Origin of the sequence: Streptomyces fildesensis, from assembly GCF_016107395.1 — a bacterium.
GTDB classification, from domain to species: Bacteria; Actinomycetota; Actinomycetes; order Streptomycetales; family Streptomycetaceae; genus Actinacidiphila; species Actinacidiphila fildesensis.
On record NZ_JAAIKO010000016.1, the window covers coordinates 1 to 22,339 of the forward strand.

General features: G+C 70.2%; 18 protein-coding genes and 4 pseudogenes. 11 read left to right on the forward strand and 11 right to left on the reverse strand.

Annotated elements, in window-relative coordinates; translation table 11 throughout:
• Window positions 1-14 precede the first annotated feature (14 nt).
• Complete coding sequence (locus C6N31_RS21515; RefSeq protein WP_198357997.1) at window positions 15-821, reverse strand: SDR family NAD(P)-dependent oxidoreductase; 807 nt, start codon at window positions 819-821, stop codon at window positions 15-17.
• Window positions 822-884: 63 nt separating this feature from the next.
• Between C6N31_RS21515 and C6N31_RS21520 the strand changes: the two are divergent.
• Both C6N31_RS21520 and C6N31_RS21525 read left to right on the forward strand, forming a co-directional pair.
• A pseudogene (locus C6N31_RS21520) lies at window positions 885-1,185 on the forward strand (amidase family protein); the annotation flags it as partial.
• Between the two features lie 131 nt (window positions 1,186-1,316).
• Window positions 1,317-1,886, forward strand: coding sequence for a TetR/AcrR family transcriptional regulator (locus C6N31_RS21525; protein ID WP_138351773.1), 570 nt, complete (start codon window positions 1,317-1,319; stop codon window positions 1,884-1,886).
• A gap of 138 nt (window positions 1,887-2,024) precedes the next feature.
• On the opposite strand, the gene eno is transcribed toward C6N31_RS21525, so the two are convergent.
• Window positions 2,025-3,332, reverse strand: a complete 1,308-nt coding sequence (gene eno, locus C6N31_RS21530; protein ID WP_198357999.1) for a phosphopyruvate hydratase — start codon at window positions 3,330-3,332, stop codon at window positions 2,025-2,027.
• Window positions 3,333-3,495: 163 nt separating this feature from the next.
• On the opposite strand from eno, the gene C6N31_RS21535 reads away from it, so the two are divergent.
• The gene (locus tag C6N31_RS21535; RefSeq protein WP_138351771.1) at window positions 3,496-3,918 is read left to right on the forward strand and encodes a MarR family winged helix-turn-helix transcriptional regulator; all 423 of its coding nucleotides are present in this window, start codon (window positions 3,496-3,498) and stop codon (window positions 3,916-3,918) included.
• Between the two features lie 115 nt (window positions 3,919-4,033).
• On the forward strand, window positions 4,034-4,657 hold the full coding sequence (locus tag C6N31_RS21540) for a hypothetical protein (protein ID WP_138351770.1): 624 nt from the start codon (window positions 4,034-4,036) through the stop codon (window positions 4,655-4,657).
• Window positions 4,658-4,787: 130 nt separating this feature from the next.
• Here C6N31_RS21540 and C6N31_RS21545 read toward each other — a convergent pair whose 3' ends face one another.
• A complete protein-coding gene (locus C6N31_RS21545) occupies window positions 4,788-5,093 on the reverse strand; it encodes a hypothetical protein (RefSeq protein ID WP_138351769.1) in 306 nt (101 codons plus the stop codon).
• A 313-nt stretch (window positions 5,094-5,406) separates the two neighbouring features.
• Between C6N31_RS21545 and nadE the strand changes: the two genes are divergently transcribed.
• Window positions 5,407-6,246: an NAD(+) synthase gene (gene nadE, locus C6N31_RS21550; protein ID WP_138351768.1), complete on the forward strand. Its 840-nt coding sequence runs from the start codon at window positions 5,407-5,409 to the stop codon at window positions 6,244-6,246.
• Between the two features lie 89 nt (window positions 6,247-6,335).
• Here the strand turns inward: nadE and C6N31_RS21555 are convergent, their stop codons facing one another.
• Window positions 6,336-6,875, reverse strand: a complete 540-nt coding sequence (locus C6N31_RS21555) for a hypothetical protein (RefSeq protein ID WP_138351767.1) — start codon at window positions 6,873-6,875, stop codon at window positions 6,336-6,338.
• Between the two features lie 154 nt (window positions 6,876-7,029).
• Between C6N31_RS21555 and C6N31_RS21560 the strand changes: the two genes are divergently transcribed.
• Together C6N31_RS21560 and C6N31_RS21565 are read left to right on the forward strand one after the other, a co-directional pair.
• The gene (locus C6N31_RS21560) at window positions 7,030-8,751 is read left to right on the forward strand and encodes an ABC transporter ATP-binding protein (RefSeq protein ID WP_138351766.1); all 1,722 of its coding nucleotides are present in this window, start codon (window positions 7,030-7,032) and stop codon (window positions 8,749-8,751) included.
• On the forward strand, window positions 8,748-10,493 hold the full coding sequence (locus C6N31_RS21565) for an ABC transporter ATP-binding protein (protein ID WP_138351765.1): 1,746 nt from the start codon (window positions 8,748-8,750) through the stop codon (window positions 10,491-10,493). Before C6N31_RS21560 ends, C6N31_RS21565 begins: the two co-directional genes overlap by 4 nt.
• Window positions 10,494-10,578: 85 nt before the next feature.
• Here C6N31_RS21565 and C6N31_RS21570 read toward each other — a convergent pair whose 3' ends face one another.
• From C6N31_RS21570 to C6N31_RS21585, 4 genes and pseudogenes are all read right to left on the reverse strand, one after another.
• Window positions 10,579-11,079 carry a gluconokinase gene (locus C6N31_RS21570; protein WP_138351764.1) on the reverse strand — a complete coding sequence of 167 codons (501 nt, stop codon included), beginning with the start codon at window positions 11,077-11,079 and terminating at the stop codon, window positions 10,579-10,581.
• Between the two features lie 321 nt (window positions 11,080-11,400).
• Window positions 11,401-12,039, reverse strand: a pseudogene (locus tag C6N31_RS21575) (dehydrogenase); the annotation flags it as partial.
• A 58-nt stretch (window positions 12,040-12,097) separates the two neighbouring features.
• The gene (locus C6N31_RS21580; protein ID WP_138351763.1) at window positions 12,098-13,045 is read right to left on the reverse strand and encodes a cyclase family protein; all 948 of its coding nucleotides are present in this window, start codon (window positions 13,043-13,045) and stop codon (window positions 12,098-12,100) included.
• 22 nt (window positions 13,046-13,067) lie between these two features.
• Window positions 13,068-14,582, reverse strand: a pseudogene (locus C6N31_RS21585) (glycoside hydrolase family 15 protein).
• A 252-nt stretch (window positions 14,583-14,834) separates the two neighbouring features.
• On the opposite strand from C6N31_RS21585, the gene C6N31_RS21590 reads away from it, so the two are divergent.
• From C6N31_RS21590 to C6N31_RS21605, 4 genes and pseudogenes are all read left to right on the forward strand, one after another.
• Window positions 14,835-15,788: a DUF389 domain-containing protein gene (locus tag C6N31_RS21590; RefSeq protein WP_138351762.1), complete on the forward strand. Its 954-nt coding sequence runs from the start codon at window positions 14,835-14,837 to the stop codon at window positions 15,786-15,788.
• Between the two features lie 68 nt (window positions 15,789-15,856).
• Entirely contained in the window at window positions 15,857-17,293 is a 1,437-nt protein-coding gene (locus C6N31_RS21595) for a DUF2252 domain-containing protein (RefSeq protein WP_198358000.1), read from the forward strand.
• Window positions 17,294-17,482: 189 nt separating this feature from the next.
• Window positions 17,483-18,841: pseudogene (locus C6N31_RS21600) on the forward strand (chloride channel protein).
• Between the two features lie 37 nt (window positions 18,842-18,878).
• Window positions 18,879-19,802, forward strand: coding sequence for an aldose 1-epimerase family protein (locus C6N31_RS21605; RefSeq protein WP_187144692.1), 924 nt, complete (start codon window positions 18,879-18,881; stop codon window positions 19,800-19,802).
• 22 nt (window positions 19,803-19,824) lie between these two features.
• Here C6N31_RS21605 and C6N31_RS21610 read toward each other — a convergent pair whose 3' ends face one another.
• From C6N31_RS21610 to C6N31_RS21620, 3 genes are all read right to left on the reverse strand, one after another.
• Window positions 19,825-20,445, reverse strand: coding sequence for an L-threonylcarbamoyladenylate synthase (locus C6N31_RS21610; RefSeq protein WP_138351759.1), 621 nt, complete (start codon window positions 20,443-20,445; stop codon window positions 19,825-19,827).
• A gap of 262 nt (window positions 20,446-20,707) precedes the next feature.
• The gene (locus C6N31_RS21615; RefSeq protein ID WP_198358001.1) at window positions 20,708-21,571 is read right to left on the reverse strand and encodes a virginiamycin B lyase family protein; all 864 of its coding nucleotides are present in this window, start codon (window positions 21,569-21,571) and stop codon (window positions 20,708-20,710) included.
• Between the two features lie 346 nt (window positions 21,572-21,917).
• Window positions 21,918-22,268 (reverse strand): hypothetical protein, encoded by a 351-nt coding sequence (locus C6N31_RS21620; protein WP_187144690.1) that lies wholly within the window; start codon window positions 22,266-22,268, stop codon window positions 21,918-21,920.
• Window positions 22,269-22,339 lie beyond the last annotated feature (71 nt).

Consider the following 22,339-nt stretch of genomic DNA (forward strand, 5'->3'; position numbering starts at 1 on the left):
TGAGTGATGGTGTCCTACTCGATGTTCGAGTCCGGACCATAAATAACAAGCTGAGTGATCTGCCCGACGAAGGACTCGAGCGCCGCCCTGCGCTGGACGGCGGCGCCGAGTGAGGGGAAGAGGCTGCCGATGGCGCTGCCCAGCCGCAGTTCGACCGGCGCGACGTTCACCTCGGCCCTGTCACGTTCGAGCGCACTGACAGCACCCGCCGCCACGCGTTCGGGCGTGACGGTACGAACCCCGGCGGGCGGTGTGGCACCGGTGTCGGCGAACATCCCCGCGCCGCGGACGAATCCCGGCTGCACGATGGACACGCCGACGCCCGTGGCGTGCAGGTCCTGCCGCAGGGCATGGGCGAATCCGCGCAGTCCGAACTTCGCGGCGCTGTAGAGCGAGGTGGCGGGGGACGAGGTCCGTCCCGAGATCGAGCCGATCATCAGGAGGTGACCGCGGCCGGCTGCCACCATGTGCGGCGCCAGCAGCCGGGAGAGCATCAAGGGTGCGCGCAGGTTCACCTCCAAGGACCGGTCGATCTCCGCTGGGGTGAAGTCGAGCAGGGCGCCACTGGCGGGCAGCGCGGCGTTGGCGACCAGGATGTCCACGGGACCTGCCTCCTCGGCCAGCCGCACGACCGCGTCGCGGTCGCTGAGATCCGCGACCAGCACCCGTGCGCCCAGGGACGCTTCGAGGCCCTTGAGCGATTCGGCGCGCCGGCCGGTGATCACCAGATGGGCGCCCTTGGCGGCCAGAGCCTTCGCCAGGGCATGGCCGATGCCGCCGCCGGCGCCGGTGAGGAGAACAGTCGATCCGTTGATGTCCATGGGGGCCATCCTCTCCTACTGTTCGTTCGAACGAACAGTAGGAGAGGATGAAGGGGCCCAACGATGGCCGATTCCGCACGCACGGGCCTGGCGGCGCAGAGCGCGGCCCTGCACGGCGGGCACATCTCGTCCCGGGTCCTCGTCGAAGAGTCTCTCGCACGCATCGAGGCGACCCAGCCGACCGTGAACGCGTTCCGCCGGGTACGCGCCACCGCTGCTCTGGCGGAAGCCGACGCGGCCGACCGCCGCCTCGCCGCCGGGCACCGTCTGCCCCTGCTCGGTGTCCCGATCGCCGTCAAGGACGACACCGACGTGGCGGCCGAGCCCACCGCCTTCGGCTGCGCCGGTGATTTCCCTGTCAAGAGGACGACCAGCGATGGTACGAGCGCTGGCCCGCTTCTCCCAGCGCCCGGCGGAACTCCCCGCACCTTCCCTCCAGCGGCGACACCGCGGCGGATGGCCTGACCAACGGGCCGGCCATGGGACGATGAGCACATGCCGAATCCCACCCCGACGCGTGAACGCATCGTCGAGGCCACGCTGCGGATCATCGGTCAGGACGGCGTCGCCGCGGTCACCAACCGCCGCATCGCCAAGGAGGCGGGCGTCTCCCTCGGCTCGATCACGTACCACTTCGCCACCCAGCACGACCTGCTGCGCGAGAGCCTGCGCTCCTTCGTCGACCAGGAGACCCGCCGCTTCACCGACCTCGCCGCACGTCACATCACCGACTGCGTCACCGCCGAACAGGCCGCCACCATCGTCGGCCAGGTGTCCGCGGACACCGCCTTCGACAGCGAGCACATCGCCCCCTTCGAGCTCTACATCCACGCCGGCCGTGACCCCCAGCTGCGCCCGGCGGCCGCAGAATGCTTCACCGCCTACGACCAGCTGGCCGCCTCCATCCTCGGCGGCCTCGGCGTACCGGACCCCGAACGCCTGGCCGGCCCCGTCGTCGCACTCGTCGTCGGCCTCCAACTGCGCCGTCTGGCCACCGGCTCGGCCTCCGACGACCTTGTCACCGCGCTGCTGCTGCTCACCGGTGGTTCCACGCCCGGCCCCTGAGCGCTCCCCACCGATCACCTCACCGAGCGGATGGGAGCGGCGGCGAACCAGCAGTCAGGAAGACGTGTCTGTCCGGTCTCGCGAGCGGGCCCCCGATCCTGCTCGGGGGCCCGCGTGGTCCCTACCGCTGCCTGCTGTTCATGCCCGACGCAGTGCGGAGCGGCCCGCGAAGCGCGCCGAGTCGCCCAACTCCTCTTCGATCCGGATCAGTTGGTTGTACTTCGCCGTGCGGTCGGAGCGGGAGAGCGAGCCGGTCTTGATCTGACCGCAGCCGGTCGCCACCGCCAGGTCCGCGATGGTGGTGTCCTCCGTCTCGCCCGACCGGTGCGACATGACGACCGTCCAGCCCGCCTGGTGGGCCGTGGCCACCGTGGCCAGCGCTTCGGTCAGGGTCCCGATCTGATTGACCTTGACCAGGACCGAGTTGCCCACCCCGGTGCGGATGCCCTCGCGCAGCAGTGTCTCGTTGGTGCAGAACACGTCGTCACCGGTGAGCTGGCAGCGGTCGCCGACGCGGGCGGTCAGCTCCCGCCAGCCGTCCAGGTCGTTCTCCGCCATCGGGTCCTCGACGGAGACGATCGGGTAGGCGTCGATGAGCTTGGCCAGGTAGTCGGCGTTCTCGGAGGGGGTGCGGCGCACTCCCTCGCCCGCGTAGTCGTACACCCCGTCGCGGAAGAACTCCGACGACGCCGGGTCCATGATCAGGCCGATGTCCGTGCCGGGGCGGTAGCCGGTGCGCTCGATGGCGGTCATCACGAAGTCGAGCGCCTCCTCAGCGGTACGCAGCGCGGGTGCGAAGCCACCCTCGTCGCCGACGCCCGTGGAGTGCCCGGCGGCCAGCAGATCACGGCGCAGGGTGTGGAAGATCTCGCTGCCCATGCGGACGGCTTCGGCGAAGGTTTCCGCGCCCACGGGCGCGATCATGAACTCCTGGAAATCCAGCGGATTGTCGGCGTGGGCGCCGCCGTTGACGATGTTCATCATCGGCAGCGGCAGGAGGTGGGCGTCGGCACCGCCGAGGTAGCGGTACAGGGGCCGGCGGTGAGCCGCCGCGGCGGCCTTGGCGGCGGCGAGGGAGACGCCGAGGATCGCGTTGGCGCCGAGCCGGGACTTCGTGGCGGTGCCGTCGAGGGCGACCAGCGCGGCGTCGAGACCCGCCTGGTCCGCCGCGTCCCGGCCGCGCACGGACGCCGCGATCTCCCCGTTGACGTGGGCCACCGCGCGGTCGACGCCCTTGCCGTGCCAGCGCGTGGGGTCCCCGTCGCGCAGTTCCACGGCCTCCCGGGCACCGGTGGAGGCGCCGGAGGGGACCGCCGCGCGCCCCAGGGACCCGTCCGCCAGGACGACGTCGACCTCGACCGTGGGGTTGCCCCGGCTGTCGATGATCCGGCGGGCGGTGACGGTCTCGATGGCGGCGTTGACGGTCCCGGATGCCTGTGCGGACATGGGAGGTCCTTCCCGTTGTCGTGTGCCGTGGCCCCGGCTGCGACAGCGCTGGCGCTGAGCCCGACAACGCCAAACCATACAGCAATGCTGCCCAGTTTTGCTGTACAGCATTGCTGTGCAGGTCAGGTGCACAGCAATGCTGCCCAACGGGGTAAAGTGCCCTATGCCCACCTCGGAAGCCGCCGCCATCGCCGCAGAACTGCGCACCGCGATGGGGAAGCTCACCCGACGCGTCAAGCACGAGGACCGCATCCCGCTGGGTCAGGTCGCCGTGCTCGGCGCACTCGACCGCGACGGCGCCATGACCACCAGCGACCTCGCCGCCGATCAGCGTGTACGTCCCCAGTCGATGGCCCGTTCGGTGGGGCTGCTCATGGAGCAGGATCTGATCACCCGCCGGGCGCACCCCACGGACGGCCGCAAGTCGCTGGTCGAGCTGTCGGACGCGGGCCGGGCCGCGCTCGAAGCGGAGCGCGGCCGCAGGGTCGGTTGGCTCGCGCAGGCCATCGAGGCCGAACTCACGGATGAGGAGCAGACGTTGCTGGCACGGAGCGCCACCCTCCTGGAGCGGCTCGCCACCCGCTAGCGGAGTCATTCCGATGCCGTCAGCGGTCGTAGCCCGGCCATGCCGGGTGTCGCGCAGTGCCGCGACCCGGGCCGCCTGCGACACTCGCGGGTAGCGATGAACCCGAGGAGGCGGCATGACTGCTGACGCAGTGGCTCTGACCAGGCGATCCCTGCACGGCATCGCCGAGCTGGTACTGGCCGGGCCGCAGCACCGGGAGATCGGCCGCATCCGGCTGCGGATCGTCGGCGGCGGTTTCGGCACGATCGGCGAACCGGCGTTGCGTGTCGAGGGCGGCGACCTCGTCAGCGGAACGGCCCGCATCGCGCTGTCGGGCCAGACCTACGCGGCGCTCGCGGAAGCGGCGGGGATCGAGGCCGGCGCTCCGGAGGGGCTCTATCCGGACGGGTCCGGGGTGAAGCCGGACGAGGTGATCACGGTCGATCCGGAAGCCGGAGCCGAGATCCTCCGCGCGTTCGCCGCCGGGGACGAGGCGTTGCGCGGTTTCGCACCCGAGACCGAACCGGTGCTCTGGCCCGAACACTTCGACCTCGCCATCACTCTCGACGAGGTGAACTACGGGGTCTCACCCGGTGACGACCACCTGCCGGAGCCCTACGCCTACGTCGGGCCGCACCGGCCGCGCGAAGGCAAGTTCTGGAACGCCCCTTTCGGCGCCGCACGCGCGCTGCGGGAACTCGGCAACGCCGACGCGATCCAGGGGTTCTTCGAGGAAGGCAAGCGCCGCACGGATTCCTGACGGGCATCCCGATCGTGATCGCAGCCTCTTGGGCCGCTTTCCGGTGGCTGCTTCCCGGGCGTGCGGAAAAGAGGGTGAGAACGCCCCGCCGCGGCCCTGGAGGGCTGCGACGGGGCAGGACATCGGGGAACTACTTCTTCCACTGGATGTCGGTGGCCATCAGTGCGTACTTGCCGCACTCGCCATCGAACTTCCAGTACCCGCTGCCGACCCACTTGCCGTAGTAGGTCTTGCCGTTGGCGCACTCGGTCACCGTACGGGCCTTGCCGCGCGTCACGTGGCAGTCGGCGCTCCAGCTGTGGCTGGTGTCCTTCCAGTTCTTACAGGTGTACCCGTAGTCGTTGGCGCTCGCCGCGCCCGGCAGGGCGACGAGCAGACCCCCGGCGAAGACGGCGGTGACGGCAGCGGCTCCGAGGCCGCGTATGACGCGCTTCATGTTCTGATCCCTCTGTGTTACCACCCGCTCAGACGTGCACGGCGCGGGACGGAGCGGGTGAGGCGTCCGGCACCGCTGAGTAAATGATCTTACAGGTCCGCCGCTCAGCGGCGTCGGGGCCCGAGCGTATGGACCGTCAGGACCGCAGCCACCAGCTCTCGTTGCCGGTCTACGGCGGCGTGGGGCGAAGCTGCCGGGCCGCGCCGCGACGAGGCCGTCGGCCTTGCTACCTGCTGCCAGCCGCAGTCCGCGGGAGGTGGCAGCAGGCAGCCAGCATAGAATCTGCACCCCGAACCGACCCCGAGGAGTAGTCGTGACCGTTCCCGCGCCCATAGGCCTGCAGCAGGAGATCGCCCGGGATCTTCACGTCGCCGCGATCTTCGATGCGGAGGTGGAGATCGAGCGCCGGGTGGCGTTCCTGGCCGAGCGGCTGACGACCACCGGACTGCGGTCCTTGGTGCTCGGCATCAGCGGCGGGGTGGATTCCACCACGGCGGGGCGGTTGTGCCAGCTGGCCGTGGAGCGGGCCCGTCGGGCCGGGCACGACGCGACCTTCTACGCCATGCGGCTGCCGTACGGCGTCCAGGCCGATGAGCAGGACGCTCAGCTCGCCCTCGACTTCATCCGGGCCGACCAGGTCCTGACCGTCAACGTCAAGGCAGCGAGCGATGCCGCGCTGGAGGCCTGTCTGGCCGGTGGGGTCGCCTTCCGCGACGAGCGGCACCAGGACTTCGTGCACGGCAACATCAAGGCCCGGCAGCGGATGATCGCCCAGTACGCGGTTGCGGGGGCGCATGAAGGGCTGGTCGTGGGGACCGATCACGCGGCCGAGGCGGTCTCCGGGTTCTTCACCAAGTTCGGGGACGGCGCGGCGGACGTACTGCCCCTTGCCGGGCTCATCAAGCGCCGGGTGCGGGCCGTCGGGGAGGCGCTCGGGGCGCCCGCCTCGCTGGTGTGGAAGGTGCCGACGGCGGACCTGGAGACGCTCGACGAGGGCAAGGCGGATGAGGACGCGCTCGGGGTGACGTACGACGAGATCGACGACTTCCTGGAGGGCAAGCCGGTGAGCGAGCGTGCCTTCGCTTCGATCGTGGGCAGGTACCAAGGGACCGAACACAAAAGGCAGTTGCCGGTGACTCCGCCCCAGGGCTGACCATCGCGGTCGGCGTCATCGCCGCAGGTATTGCCCCCGGGCACGAAGCCCTGGCCTTGGGGCGGGAGATCAGGCCAGGGCGCTGGCCTCTACTGTGCGGGCTGCGCCACCGCCGCAGGCCGGGGGCCGGCCGCGTCGTCCAGTGCCGCGAGGCGTTGGATCTTTCTGCGCACGACGTACAGCGGGATGACTCCGAAGGCGCCGAACGACATGTCGATGACCGACCACCAGAGGGGAATGCCGCGCACGGGTCCGCAGATCAGGGCCAGCGGGATGATCCCGGCGCAGGCGATCATTCCGAACTCGACGACCCAGATGTTCCGTACGGGGTCGCGGTAGGGCCCGTAGAACGCCACGGCGATGACCAGGTGGGCGAAGGCCAGCCAGTCGGTTCCGTACAGCAGGAACGGGTAGTCGGCGTCGGCCGTGTCGAGTCCGGTGCGGACGCGGGTGATCCAGCGGGTGAGCCCGGGGAACCAGTCCCCGAGAGCGGTGGACCCCAGCAGGCTGTCGGCCCAGCGCAGTTCGTGGACCAGTGGAAAGGCCGTCAATCCGCTGAGCGCGAGACAAACGATGAACAGGACGAGCCAGGCGCGTATCTGCCGTAGGGCGGTGCTTCGTTCGCTCATGGCCGCAGCCTACAGCTAATTTGAACGTGTTCAATAGTGTGGATCGGTGGCTGCGTCATCCGGGATGCACCGGCGATGGGAGATCGTGTGCCGTCGCGGCGGTAACGTCCCCCTGGCTGCCGGGCGCCGACCTGCTGGTGGCTAGGGTGCGGGCATGGCCGACACCTTTCACCCGCCTGCTCCGAAGGACATCCGGAGCCCTCTGCGGTTCCTGCTGTGGCTGGTGACCAGCCAGCGGCGGCGGGTCGCCACCGGGGCGTTGCTGGGCAGCCTGTGGATGGTCGGGCTGGCCGTTCCGCCCTACCTGCTGTCCCGCGCGATCGACGACGGGCTGCGGGCACAGGACAGCTCCGCGCTGCTCGGCTGGACCGCGGCGTTGTTCGTCATGGGAGTGGTCAACGCGGTCGTGGGCATCCTCCGCCACCGGACGATGACGAAGGTCCGCATGGACGCGTCGTTCCGCACCGTCCGAGCGACCGTACGGCAGGCCACATCGCTCGGCGCCGGCTTGCGGAGTCAGGCCGGTGCCGGTGAGGTCGTCGCCATCGGGATGGGAGACGTGCAGGTGATCGCCATGTCCCTGACCGTGATGGGGCCGGGGGTGGGGGCCGTTCTCGCCTATCTCGTCGTCGCGGCCCTGCTGCTGTCGATCTCACCGCTGCTGGCCGTGGTGGTGCTGGCGGGAGTGCCGCTGCTCGCCGTCACCGTCGGACCGTTGCAGCGGCGGCTGCTGGGTGTCGGATCCGAATACCGGCAGCGGCAGGGTGCGCTGACCGAACTGCTCGTCGACGTGGTGACGGGGTTGCGGGTCCTGAACGGTCTCGGTGGCAAGGACGTCTACGCGTCCCGCTACGGGCACCGGTCCCGGGAGCTGCGCGAACAGGGCTACCGGGTGGGCGCCGTGACCAGCTGGATCGGCGCGCTGGCCATCGGTCTGCCGGCACTGTTCCTCGCGCTGGTCACGTGGCTGACCGCGCGGATGGCGGCCGAGGGTTCGCTCGCCGTCGGCGACCTCGTGGCGGTGTACGGGTACACCGCCATGCTCGTCACGCCGGTCTACGCCTTCATCGAAGGCGGCTCCGACGTCGCCCGGGGCCTGGTGGCCGCCCGGCGGGTGATCGACTTCCTGGGCCTGCGGCCCGGTCACCTCCACGACACGGGCCGGCTCGATGCCCCGCCGGGGCCCGCTGTCCTGCACGATCCCGCCTCCGGCGTCCAGGTGCCTCCCGGCGCGCTGATCGCGTTGATCGGTGACCGGCCGGCCGACGCGCCCGCCGTGGTGGAACGGCTCGGCCGGTTCACCCCCTCGGACGCCGCATGGGACGGCCACCGTGTCGATGCGATGGCTCCGGACCAGTTCCGGGAGCGCGTCCTGGTCGCCGACAACGATGCCCATCTCTTCAGCGGGACCGTTCGCGAGGTGGTCGCCGGCGGGCAGGCGATCGACCACGAGGCGATCCTGGCCGCGATCGGCAGCGCCGCCGCCACCGACATCGTCCAAGCGATGCCCGAAGGACTGGACTCCGTGATCACCGCGCAGGGCGCCAACCTCTCCGGTGGCCAGCGCCAGCGGCTGCGGCTGGCCCGGGCCCTGTACGCGCGGCCCGAGGTCCTGCTCGCCGTCGAGCCGACCTCCGCCGTCGACGCGCACACCGAGGCCGCGATGGCCGCCGGGCTGCGCGCGGCCCGTACCGGCCTGACCACCGTGGTGACCAGCACCTCGCCGCTGGTCCTGGAGCTGGCGGACACGGTCGTCTATCTCGTGGGGGGCCAGGTCGAGGCGACCGGCACCCATCAGCACCTCCTGCACGCCCGGGCCGACTATCGCGCGTTGGTCTCCCGGGGCGCCGAAGAGGAAGAGGAAGTGTCCCGATGACCGGTCCGCTCCCCGTCGCCGACACCAGGCACGTCCGTCGCACCGCAGGCAGCGACATAGCCGTGGAAAAGGCGGCGTTCGCGGGAATCCTCGCCCTCAACGCTCTCGCCGCGGCTGCCGGACTGGTCGGTCCCTGGCTGCTGGGCACCATCGTCAACACGGTCAAGGCATCGACCGGCCCGGACAGCGTCGGCACCGTGGACCGGACCGCCCTCGTCATCGTCGCCGCCGTGCTGGTCCAGATCCTGCTGTCGCGCTCCGCACTGCTGCTCGCCGCCCGGTTCGGCGAGCGAGCCGCGGCCCGTATCCGCGAGCGGTTCCTGGCCCGCGCTCTCGCGCTGCCCCCGACCGTCGTCGAGCACACACCCACCGGCGACCTGGCCGTACGCGGCACCACGGACGTCGACGCCGTCGCCACCGCGCTGCGCACCACCGCACCCGAGGTGCTCATCGCCACGACACAGGCGCTGTTCATCATCGGCGCGGTACTCGTCCTCGACCCGCTGCTGGGCGTCTGCGGACTGTCCTGCCTGGCCGTCATCGTCGTCGTCACGCGCTGGTACCTCCGCAGGGCGCGCACCGGCTATCTCGCAGAGGGCACGGCCAATTCCGAACTCGCGGAAATGCTGGCCACGACCGCCGGCGGCGCCCGCACGGTCGAGGCGCTGCGGCTGCAGCAGCAGCGGCTGCACGTCGCCGAGGCGGCCATCACGAAGGCCAGAGGCGCCAGGCTGCATACGCTGTGGCTGCGTTCGGTGTTCTTCCCTTCCGTGGACATCTCCTACACGCTGCCGGTCGTCGGCGTGCTCCTGGTCGGTGGCACGCTCTACAACCACGGCGCGGCCGACCTCGGCGAGGTGGTCGCGGCGGCCGTCTACCTGCGCCAGCTCATGGGACCGCTGGACACCGTCCTGCTCTCGGTCGAACAGCTGCAGAGCAGCATGGCGTCGTACGCGCGGGTGGAGGGCCTGGCCGCCGTCCCGGCGGGCCCGACCCCGACGACGGCCGAGCCGGCCGGCGACCGCATCGAGACCGTCGCCGTCACCTACGCGTACCCGAACCTGGGCGACGTCCTGCACGGCATCGATCTCGACGTCCAGCCCGGCGAACGGCTCGCCATCGTCGGACCCTCCGGTGCGGGAAAGTCCACCCTCGGCCGGCTCCTGGCAGGCGTCGACCGGCCCGGCAGCGGCCGTGTCTCGGTCGGCGGCGTCCCTGTCGCCGACCTCCCACCGGACCGGATGCGCCGCCAGATCGCCCTGATCACCCAGGAACACCACGTCTTCCGTGACACCCTGCGGAACAACCTGGTCATCGCGCGCCCGTCCGCTACGGACCTCCAGTTGCGAGCCGCGCTGGAGGCGGTGCATGCCGACTGGATCGACGATCTGCCGTCCGGTCTGGACACCGATCTCAGTGGTGGCGCCCACCGGCTGGACGAGGCACAAGCACAGCAGCTCTCCCTGGCCCGGGTGATCCTCGCCGACCCGCACACCGTGATCCTCGACGAGGCGACCGCCCTGCTGGATCCGGCCGCGGCACGCCTGACCGAGCGTGCCCTTGCCGCCGCCCTCCAGGGCCGCACGGTCATCGCCATCGCCCACCGTCTCCAGACGGCCCACGACGCGGACCGCATCGCCGTCATCGAGTCCGGCGTCCTGACCGAACTCGGCACCCATGACGCACTCGTCGCGGCGGACGGCGGCTACGCGGCGCTGTGGCGATCCTGGCACGGCGACTGACCGTTGCGGGGGCCGTCACGGTGAAGGACGGCAACGAGTCCATCGCTTCGCTTCCCTTCGGGCCGAGTCCGGGGACCGGGGGCGGTCATCCCGGTTCGCCGGCCTCGAAGCGGGCGACGGCGGCCTGGACCGGGCCGATGATCATGTCGATCCCGGCGGTCGCATCGACGGTGAGTCCGGGCTCGTCGGCCCGCAGTGGTTCCAGCGCGTCGTATTGGGAGTCCAGGAGTCGGGCGGTCATGAAATGCCCGGTCCGGTGTGCGATCCGGGTGTGGGCCGTCTCCTCGTCAAGGGCCAGGTAGAGGAACCAGACGCCCGGCCCGGCCGCACGGAGCAGGTCCCGGTACTCCCGCTTGAGGGCCGAGCAGGAGATGACCCCACCCTGGTGGGCACCGGAGGTTTCCCGGATGCAGCGGGTCAGGCTCCGCAGCCACGGTTCGCGGTCCTCATCGTCGAGTGCTTGCCCCGCGGTCATCTTGGCGATGTTCGCCGCGGGGTGGAAGTCGTCACCTTCCACGAAGGGCACATCGAGACGCTGGGCGAGCAACCGCCCGACGGTGGTCTTGCCCGACGCGGCGACACCCATGACCACGACGATCGCCGGTGCTGGTCCTGATCCGACCACAGTGCCCCTCCCGGGTCTGGACAAACCCCACTGCGGAGATCATGCACGGCGGTGGCGCGGTGGGATGTCATGGGCGCCATGGGGCCGGAGAGACGCACCCGGATGGCTCCCGAAGGGGTGATCCAGGTGCCTGCGGTCCGGACGCGCCCCGCGTTGGCCCGTCGGAGCGATATCACTGCGCCCATCGGGCGGGCCGCGCGCGCCGCGCGCTCAGGACAGGACGTCGCCGGGGAGTCTCCATTCTTGGTACCGGATGCACGGCCGACGACGGGAGACAGGCAGGCCACGCACCAGACAGGGGAAGCCGTCCACCCGGTTGCAGCGGATGCACACACTCTCGTGGGTCGCGCGGCCGTGCTCGTCCTGAGTGAGGTTCACGCCGATGGGCAGATGGAACGGGTGCAGCCCGTGCTCCTCCAGGTCGTCGCTGAGTTGTTGGATCCGCGGCTCGTGCCGCACCGCCGGGTAGGTGTACTGGGCGCTGACCTCGCCCTCACCGGGGTCCTCGCCGTGCCGGCCGTGCACGAGGTAGAGGTGCTCGGCCTGCGTGTAATAGGGCTCCAGGTCCTCGTAGCGGATGGGCCACGCGGGGGAGATTCCGCCGTGATGGCGCAGCTCGCCGAAGTCCTCGGGGCGCAGACGGAACAACGCGGCGCCGTAGAACTTGGTGTTGCCTCCGACGTAGTAGTTGACCTCGGGTGGGAACGTGTCACCGTGCTTGTCGTACCAGAACTCCGGGGCCCGGTACTTGCCCTTGACGAAGACCGCCGTCGACTCCCAGTTGTCCCGTTCCCGGGGAAGGTAGCCGCCGCGTTCCAGGATCAGGATGCGCTTGCCGGTGGGGGCGAGCCGGTGAGCGAGGGTTCCGCCGCCCGCTCCGGTGCCGATGATGATGACGTCATAGTGTTCGTTGTCAGCCATGTCGACCACCTCGGGGTCGTGGATCGTTCGAGCGGGCGCGTGCCCAACCGTCTGCTGGTCAGAGAATGGCGATGGGGTTGACGGGGGAGCCGGTGGCCGCCGGTAGCCGCAGTGGCGCAACCACGCAGAGGAACGACCATCGGCCCTCCTGTTCGCAGAGCGGCACCAGGTCCTCGAACTGGAGGTAGTCGAGGAGGTGGAGGCCGAGGGCGTGGATGCCCAGCACGTGCACCGGGAACGCCACGCCGTCCGTAGGGCTCGGGGCGGTGTCGTTGTTGCTGTCGCTGCCCAGGGCCGCCACCTGGCGTTCGGCGAGGAACTGCATGGCGGTCGGATGCAGTCCGGCCCGGGTGTGCGCTGCGTCCCACGGCCCGGCCTCGTTGCGCCGCCGGCGGTGGCCGACCCGCACGAGGAGCAGGTCCCCTTCCCCGACCCGTACCCGTTGGGAGCGCTCGGCGGCGACGAGGTCGTCGGCGCTGACATGGTCGCCCGGTTCGAGCCAGGGGACCTCGCGCAGCCGCGGGATGTCGAGCAGCACGCCCCGGCCGACGATTCCGTTTCTGGCCAGTTCGACCGAGAGGGCCGTGGCGCCGTCGGCGGTGACGGTGGCCGCGGGGACGCCGCCGTGCAGGGTGCCGTTGTAGACGACGTGGCACAGGGCGTCGAGATGACTGTCGGCGTCGCCGTGCACATCCATGCTGAAGTGGTCGGTGGCGAAGTGGAGTCCGGTGCCGTCGGCCGCCGCCTCGGGCGGGCTGGTCAGCCGGTGACCGGCCGGGCGCGGGTTGTCCGGCGTGGGCTCCGTCTCCACAGGAGAGGCGAGCGTGACGGTGCGGCCCGAGCGGACCTCCGCCGCGGCCGCGCGCACCGTGTCCGGTGTCAGGGTGGCCAGGGCACCCCGCCCGCCGCCCGCGCCGGCGGCCCGCCTGCGCAGCTGTTCGTACAGGGCCCCGAACTCATCGAGGCTCTGGCGTGGTTGACGCTCGGACGTGTCCTTTCCGGCCATCCGCATCGCTCCCCGTGCCATCTCAGCCGCGCTGCTTGTCGAGTGCCTCGTCCAGGGTGCAGGCCGCCGTGATGAGCGACAGATGGGTGAACGCCTGCGGGAAGTTGCCCAGTTGTTCGCCGCTCGGTCCCACCTCCTCGGCGAAGAGGCCGACGTGGTTGGCGTAGGTGTGCATCTTCTCGAACGTGTACCGCGCGGGCCGCAGCCGTCCCGCCCGGGCAAGTGCGTCCACGTAGAGGAAGGTGCAGAGGCTGAAGGTGCCTTCGGAGCCGCGCAGGCCGTCGGGGGAGGCGGCCGGGTCGTAGCGGTAGACCAGGCTGTCGGAGACCAGCGTGCGGTCCATGGCGTCCAGGGTGGAGAGCCAGGACGGGTCCCGGGGGGCGATGAATCCGACCCGGGGCATCAGCAGCAGCGAGGCGTCCAGGACATCGTCCCCGCCGTAGTGCTGCACGTAGGCCTGTTCCTTCTCGCTCCAGCCGCGGGCCATGACCTGCTCGAGGATGGCGTCGCGGGCGTTGGTCCAGCGGTCGGTGTCGGCAGGCCGGCTGAACTCGGCCGCCAGGCGCAGGCCGCGGTCGAAGGCGGCCCAGCACATCACCCGGCTGTACGTGAAGTCCTGGCGCCCGCCGCGGGTCTCCCAGATGCCCTCGTCGGGCCGGTCCCAGGAGTCGGCCAGCCAGTTCAGGCCCGGATGGAGAGTGAGCCATCACGGACCCAGGTGTAGCGGTAGTCCCAGTTCCGTTCGCCGCCGACCTGTTCGGGCAGGCCCATGGTGGCTGCGGCGACGGGTGCGCCGGTGGGGGCGTAGGTGAGCAGCTTGAGGGTGATGGCGGAGCGGTTGACCATGTCGGGCCAGCGTCCCCGGTAGTTGGAGCCCCGCACCCACCTCTGCCAGAAGTCGGCGGCATCCCACAGCTGTTGGGTGATCCCGTCGACGGTGGGCGGCGGCGGGAGCTGCCCGTCGCCGTCGCCGTCACAGACGGTGAACACGGCCACCGCCTGCTGGCCGACGTTCAGGGTGATCGAGCCGCGCACGTCCTCGCCGTCCCGCTCGAGCGGGACGGTGCTCTGGAGGTATGCGGTGACGCCCGGTGCCCGGAAGGTGGCGCCGTCGGGAACCAGGTCCAGTTGGTGGGCGGCCCGGGCGTAGTCGAACCGTGGCCGGCACTCCATGTCGAACCGGACCGTCCCCCGAACCGTGCGTACGGCCCGTATCAGCGTGTGGCGGTCGCTCGGGGTGCGGCTGCGGTTGGGCGGCATCCAGTCGATCACCTCACCGACGCCGTCGGGGGACATGAAACGGGTCACCAGGATGGCGGTCTCGGGGTAGTACAACTGCTTGCACGATGCATCCGGGTTGCTGGCCGTCACCCGGAAGTATCCGCCGCGGTCGTGGTCGAGCAGCGCGGCGAAGACGCTGGGGGAGTCGAAGCGTGGGGCGGCGAACCAGTCGACGACGCCCTGCGAGGAAACCAGAGCGGCGGTCTGCAGATCGCCCACCAGTCCGTGCTCGGCTATGGGGGGGGTAGCGGTCCATGAGAATCCAATCTCCGACATATCACTACCTGATCCACTGTCCGACAGGCGCCGCAGGCGCGCCTCTGGGGATTCCACCACCGCTTCCGACCTGCTCTGACGTGCTCCGACGCGCTCCTGGCGCCACGTGCTACGGATTGCGGAACGCCGTGCTTGCGGTGTTACTGGAAGGACCGTCCGACCCATGATTTTCGGCGGCCCGGCTCCCGGCCGAGCGGACACGGACGGCTGCCGGAGCGCGTGGAGGTTCAGGATGGACATGATCCATGTGCGCGCGGTGAGCCCGCCGGACCTCACGAGCGAGGTGGTCGACCTGCTCGCCGGCGACCCTTGCGTCCTCAACCTGATCGTGCAGACCGGCGCCGCGCGAAACCCGGACGGTGACGCGATCGCCTGTGACGTGCTCACGGGAGGGGCGAACGAGGTTCTGCACGGTCTGCGTGCGCTGCAGGTGGACCGCCGGGGCTCGATCGTCATCGAACCGGTGGACATCGCCTTCTCGGGACGGGCGACCGACGCCGGAGCGCAAAAGCTCGGGCCACTGACCCGCTCGCCGGTCTGGGAGCAGGTCGAGGCACGGATCTGGGCCGAGGGGAGGTATGCGCCGAGCTTTTATCTCTATCTGGTCATCGCGGGACTCATCGGTTCGGTCGGGATCGTCACCAACTCCCAGATCCTGATCGTCGCGGCCATGGTCGTGGGTCCCGAGTACGGCGCCATCGTGAGTATCGCGCTGGGCATCGACCGGGGCGACCGGGGGAGGGTCCGGAAGGGCCTGCTCGCCCTGTTCGTGGGCTTCCTGCTGACTGTCCTCATCACCTTCCTCTTCAGCCTCCTCATCCGTGCCTTCGACCTGCAGTCGCAGGCCTTCACCGCGGGGCTGCGGCCCGTCTCCAACCTGATCAACACGCCCAACTTCTTCTCGTTCGCCGTGGCGGCCCTTGCCGGGATCGTCGGCATCGTCTCGCTGACCGAGGCGAGGACGAGTGCCCTGCTCGGCGTGTTCATCTCGGTCACGACGATCCCGGCCGCCGCGGACATCAGCGTTTCGGTGGCGTTCACCAGCTGGAGCAACGCCTGGGGATCGCTCGTCCAACTACTGGTCAACATCGTGGTGCTGATCGTGGTGGGCACCGCCACGCTCCGCTGCCAGCGGGCGATCTGGCGGAAGGTCGGCGCCCGGCACGCCCGCGCGGAGCAGCGGTAGCGCTCAGATGATGCCGGAAGCGGTCATGTCCGCGATGATCCGATGTGAGTGCATACAGGAGGTATTCGATGACCAAGCGCCCCGCCGCGATGATCCGCCCCCTACCTGAGGCGACGCCTGCGGAACGAGCGGCTCGCGGCAGGGCGGCCCGTCGTGACGTGCCCCGTTCGAGTCATGCCGAGTTCTCGCCGCAGGCGAGCCGGCCCGATCCGCTGGGCATCCTCGAGAGCCAGTCGGCCACACGGGTGCCCGAACTCGTGCCGATCCGCTACGGGCGGATGATCGAGTCGCCATTCCGCTTCTACCGCGGCGCCGCCGCGATCATGGCCGCCGACCTCGCCACCACCCCGGACTCGGGAATCAGGACCCAACTGTGCGGAGACGCCCATCTGCTGAACTTCCGCCTGCTCGCCTCGCCGGAACGCCGCCTGCTCTTCGACATCAACGACTTCGACGAGACGCTGCCCGGTCCCTGGGAATGGGATGTCAAGCGACTGGCTGCCAGCCTCGTCATCGCGGGCCGGGCCAACAGCTTCGCGGACGCGGAGCGGGCCGACATCGTGCGGGCGACCGTACGGTCCTACCGGGAGTCGATGACCCGGTTCGCGGGCATGGGCCATCTCGCCGTGTGGTACACGAAGATCGACGCGGATCGTCTCCAGGAAGTGGCGGCCGAACAGCTGGCCAAGCGCGGCCGCAAGGGCGTGGCGCGAGCGCTGGCGAAGGCCAGGACCCGGGACAGTCTGCAGGCGTTCGACAAACTCACCGAGGTGGTGGACGGGCAGACCCGGATCGTCGCGGACCCGCCGCTGCTCGTGTCGCTCGACGATCTGCTCCCCGACATCGAACGCAGCGCCCTGGAGGAGGAGTTCCGCCGGCTGATCGAGAGCTACGGCCGTAGCCTCGCGTCGGACCGGCGCTCCCTGCTCGCAGGCTTCCGCCTGGTGGACGTGGCCCGCAAGGTGGTCGGCGTCGGCAGCGTCGGCACCCGATGCTGGATCTTCCTGCTGAGCGGCAGGGACGGCGACGACCCGCTCTTCCTCCAGGCCAAAGAGGCCGACACCTCGGCGCTCGCCCCCTATGTGGGCGCGAGCGAATACGAGAACCAGGGCGAGCGGGTGGTTGCGGGGCAGCGGTTGATGCAGGCCGCGAGCGACATCTTCCTCGGCTGGCAGCGGGTGGACGGGATCGACGGGCGGCGCCGCGACTTCTACATCCGTCAGCTGCGTGACTGGAAGGGCATCGCCCAGCCGGAACTGATGGTGCCGAGGGGCATGAGGGCGTTCGGCGAGGTCTGTGGCACCACCCTGGCCCGCGCCCACGCGAGGTCCGGTGACCGGATCGCGATCGCCGGATACCTGGGGCGCGGCGACGTCTTCGACCGTGCACTGACGACCTTCGCCGAGAGCTACGCCGACCAGAACGAGCGAGACCACCAGGCGCTGGTGAAGGCGGTCAAGGACGGCCGGGTCACCGCCGCGCAGACCGAACCCGACTCCTCCTGAGCGGGCCGGGAGGGGGATACGGACGGCGCCCCGTCCGGAGCGTTCCGGTCAGGACGCTGGGCCATCGGAATGGCAACCCGGCCGTCGTCGTCCGGTAGGCACCGGCACACCCGGGAGCATCGTCGTCGCGTGATATCACGGCAGGGAAGACCTCGCGTGCCCGCCCGCCAGTGCTGAGAGACGGTGATCATGTCGGCCGACGGTGTCGGACAGCCGGGGGCGATCCCCAAGGACCCATTCGCCCTGGTCCGCGCCCGCGGGTATCCGGTCCTGCTGGTGGTGGCCGCGGTGCTCGGTGTCCCGGTCTCGGCGGCGGCGTTCGGCTATCTCGCCCTCGTCTCCGAACTCCAGTCGCTGACCTACAAGGATCTGCCCACGGCACTGGGCTTCCACGGAACGCCGTCCTGGTGGCCGGTGCCGCTCCTCGCCCTGGCGGGACTCCTGGTCGGCCTGACCATCCGGTACCTGCCGGGCGGGGGCGGCCACAAACCGGCCGAGGGGCTCGCGGCCACGGGTCCGACACCAGCGATCGATCTGCCCGGCATCGCGCTCGCAAGCGTCGCCTCGCTCGTCCTGGGCGCCGTCCTCGGCCCCGAGGCGCCGCTGATCGCGCTCGGCAGCGGGCTGGCCGTCGGCGCCGTACGCCTGGTCAAGAAGGCTTTCCGCCGGACGCGACCGCCGTGGTGGGGGTCGCCGGGAGCTTCGCCGCCATCAGCGCGCTGCTGGGGTCCCCGCTGCTCGGAGCGTTCCTCCTGATGGAAGCGTCCGGACTCGGCGGGGCAATGCTCGGGATGGTCCTGGTTCCGGGGCTGCTCGCGGCCGGAGTCGGCTCGCTCATCTTCACCGGCCTGGGCTCGTGGACCGGCCTGGGCACCTACTCTCTGGGCCTGCAGCAGGTGCCGCACACCGACCGGCCCGACATCGCCGCGTTCGGCTGGGCCATCGTGGTCGGGGTGGCAGCGGCCCTCGTCGGCACGGGGATCCGCCGGCTCGCCCTCTTCCTGCAAGCACGGGTCGAGCGGAGGCGGGTGGTGGCCACCGTGTTGGCCGGCACGGTGGTCGGCGTGATCGCGCTGGTCTACGCCGAAGGGACGGGCAAGGAGGCGTCCGGGGTGCTGTACTCCGGGCAGAGCGCGCTCGACCCCCTGCTCGAAGGGTATGCCGGGTACTCGGTGGGCACCCTCGTGGTACTCGTGGTCTGCAAGGCGCTCGCGTACAGCGTGTCCCTGAGCAGCTTCCGGGGAGGCCCCAATCTTTCCCGCGATGTTCGTGGGAGCGGCGGGCGGGCTCGCCCTCGCCCATCTGCCCGGACTGGACGTGACGTCCGGCTTCGCGATGGGCATCGGCGCGATGTGTGTGGCGATGCTGAAACTGCCGATGACCTCGGTGCTGCTGGCCACGCTGCTGCTGGGAGCGGAGGGTCTCACCGTGATGCCGCTGGTGATCGTCGCGGTCGTGGTGTCCTACGTCATCTCGCTCCGACTCACCCCGGTTCCAGCCGACGTTCCCGCCGACCTTCCCGCGGACGTTTCCGGCGGTCACCCGTAGCCCTCGCCCGATACCAACTTCGACCTGGAGGCCGTACGTGTCCGAGAGCCCTACCGGGCAGCAGATTCTGCTGCGCCATGGTGAGCAGACCGCCGTCATTGTGGAACTGGGCGGTGCGTTGCGCGACTACACGGTCGAGGGTCGCCCGGTGCTCGACGGCTTCTCGGCCGACGAGCGGATCACGGGAGGCCGCGGTCAACTCCTCGTGCCCTGGCCGAACCGGATCGGCCAGGGCCGGTACCGCTGGAACGACCAGGACCTCCAACTGCCTTTGACCGAGCCGGAGAGCGGCAACGCCATTCACGGGCTGCTGCGCTGGATGTCCTGGCAGGTGGTGGAACGTGAGGAGCACCGGGTACTTCTGGGCGCCACCCTGTGGCCGCAGCCCGGCTACCCGTTCCACCTCGACGTCCGCGTGGGGTACGTGCTCGGGGCGGACGGACTGATGGTGACAGTGGTCGCACGTAACCTCGGTGAGGACACGGCACCCTACGGCGTTGGCCAGCACCCCTACCTGACCGTGGGCACCGAGATGGTGGACGACGCGGTGCTCCTTGTCCCGGCCCGGAAATGGCTTCCACTCGACGATACGGGTATGCCCGTCGCGGCCGAGGATGTGACGGGATCACCCTTCGACTTCCGCACGGCCAAGGCCGTCGGCGGGCAGCGCCTGGACACGGCCTTCGCCGAACTGGAACGGGACTCCTCCGGCCGGGCCGTCGTGCGCCTCGCACACCCCTCGGGTTCGCACGGCACCGACCTGTGGCTCGGGGAGGGCACCGGGTTCGTGCAGGTGTATACCGGAGACACCCTGCCGGAGCGGCGACGCCGGGGTATCGCGGTCGAGCCGATGTCCTGCCCGCCGAACGCCTTCCGGAGCCGAGACGGTCTGGTGGCACTCGCACCCGGCGACCTGCACACGTTCCGGTGGGGTCTGCACGTGTGGCGCCAACAGGACTGACGGCACGTGGCAGGACGCGCGGTTACTCGAACCGTGTGGGGTCGCCCGCCCCGCGGCGGAGGATCTCGGTCTCGCCGCTCGAGAAGTCGATGACGGTGGTGGGCTCGGTGCCGCAGTCGCCCGAGTCGACCACGGCGTCCACCACGTGGTCGAGCAGTTCCTTGATCTCCCAGCCTTGCGTCATCGGCTCCGCCTCGCCGGGCAGCAGCAGGGTGCTGGAGACGAGTGGCTCTCCGAGTTCGGCCAGCAGCGCCTGCGTCACGACATGATCCGGGATGCGCACGCCGACGGTCCGCTTCTTGGGGTGCTGCAGCTGGCGCGGCACTTCCTTCGTCGCCGGCAGGATGAAGGTGTAGCTGCCCGGTGTCGCCGCCTTGACCGCGCGGAACACGTCGTTGTCGATCTGTACGAACTGCCCCAGTTGGGCGAAATTCTGGCAGATCAGAGTGAAGTGGTGCCGGTCATCGAGGTTCCGGATGGACCGGATGCGGTCGATGCCCTCGCGGTTGCCCAGCTTGCAGCCCAGCGCGTAGCAGGAGTCCGTGGGGTACGCGACCAGCGCGCCCGACCGAATGCTGTCGGCCACAGCGCTGATGCTGCGCGGCTGGGGATTCTCGGGATGTACGTCGAAGTATCGTGCCATCGGGCAAGACTAAGGCGCTTCTTCGGATCGGTATGCCAACCGAAGGGGGACACGGTGATCCAAGATCATGTGAGTCTCCACGACAGCCGGCAGCAGCCGACCTCCACTACGATCAGGCAGGGGATCCGCACAGTTGAGGGCAGGTACGGTCGCTGCCATCACGGGGGCACCGCAACGCGGGTTTCATCTTGAGACGCCAGGTCAATGCACCGCGGCGGCCGGGACACCTGTGCTCCCGGCCGCCCGGCTGCCCGGAGGGAGCTCAGTTCCACCCAGGCCGTGTGCTCATCGGCGGGAACGCGAGGCCGGTCGGCGTGTTGAGGCCGGTGGAGGCAAGCGTGACCTGCCCGCCGCCCGTCTCCCGGACTCGCACCACCCGGTTGTTGAAGGCGTCGGCCACATAGAGGCCGCCGTGGGTGTCGAGCGCGAGTCCCAGCGGATCGCTCAGACCGGCGATGGGCACCGTGCTCTGCTCACCACTGTCCGCGGCCACTTTCACCACGCGGTTGTTGCCGCTGTCGGAGATGTAGAGGTCACCCTTGGCGTTCAGGGCCAGCCCGGTGGGCTGGGACAGGCCGACGGTGGGCACGGTGGTCTGACTGCTCCCGTCCGCGGAGACCTTGACGACCCGGTCGTTGACGAAGTCGGAGATGTACAGCTCCCCATCGGCCTTCAGCGCCAGCCCCCAGGGATGCAGCAACCCCGTGGTGGGGACGGTCGTCTGACCGCTGCCGTCGGCGGACACCTTGACGACCCGGTCGTTGAAACTGTCGGCGATGTAGAGGTTGCCGGCGGCGTCGACGGCCAGCCCCAGCGGGCGCGACAGGTCGACGGTGGCCACTACGGACTGCTCCCCGCCGTTCGGGGCCAGCTTCACCACCCGGTTGTTGCCGGTGTCGGAGACATAGAGATTTCTGGCGGCGTCCCACGCCATACCGGTCGGACGCACCAGGCCGTCGAAGGGAACCGTCGTCTGACCACCTCCGCCTGCGGGCAGTGTCACCACCCGGTTGTTGCCGTAGTCGGACACGTACAGCGGCAGGCCGGCGGGCCGGCCCGCGTCACCGGCCTGCGTCGCGTCCGCCGATCCGATCGGCAGCGCACAGAGCAACAGCAGCCCTGACACAGCCGCCAGCCGCCGGGTCCACCCCCTGTTCGTGCGGCCGGCAGCTGCCGAAGGTTCGCGCGTTCGTGCTCCCGCTGTCCTGAGTTTCACGACTCACCCATCTGTTCTGGACGGTCGGCCCGTCGCCGTACTGGCCTGCGGAAAGGGTCGGCACCGCGCGATTGCATGGAACGGCGCCGCTGCTGTGACGGGCGGTCACCCACGGCCGACAGGACCGCCGGACGCCCGCTCGGTCCGTCAACCGCCGACCCTAGGAAGCAGTGCCGGGGGAGTGCGGGAGCCACGCCATCGACCGGCCCGGCGGCCACTCCAATGCTCCGTGCCCGACGGCGGGGAATACGGCCACTCATCCGAACCTCCCGGCCTCCGGGGTCGCCGCGGTGGCGCAGGCGGGGCGGGTCCGGGCGCAGTAGGAGCGTGCGGCCGCGAGGAGGGCGAAGCCCAGGCCGCCGGAGGCCATTCCACCGAAGGCGGCCAGCCAGAGAGTCCCGCAGAGGGTGGCGCCGAGATCGGCGTCGAGTTCGGGGGCCGGCAATACTCCGAGGGCGGCGAGCGGAGCGTAGATCACCAGGAAGACCCCGTACACCGACAGGCCGAACGCGGTCAGCCAGGCCGGGATCAAGGGCAGCAGACGCGGTACACGGCGCCTGGACAGAACGAGGGTCCAGCGGGGAAACACCTGCCCCCACGGGTACATGAGTCCGATCAGGAGAAAGAATCCGAGTCCCGCGGCGGATCGGGGGCACCTCCCGGCGGTGGTTGGAGGAG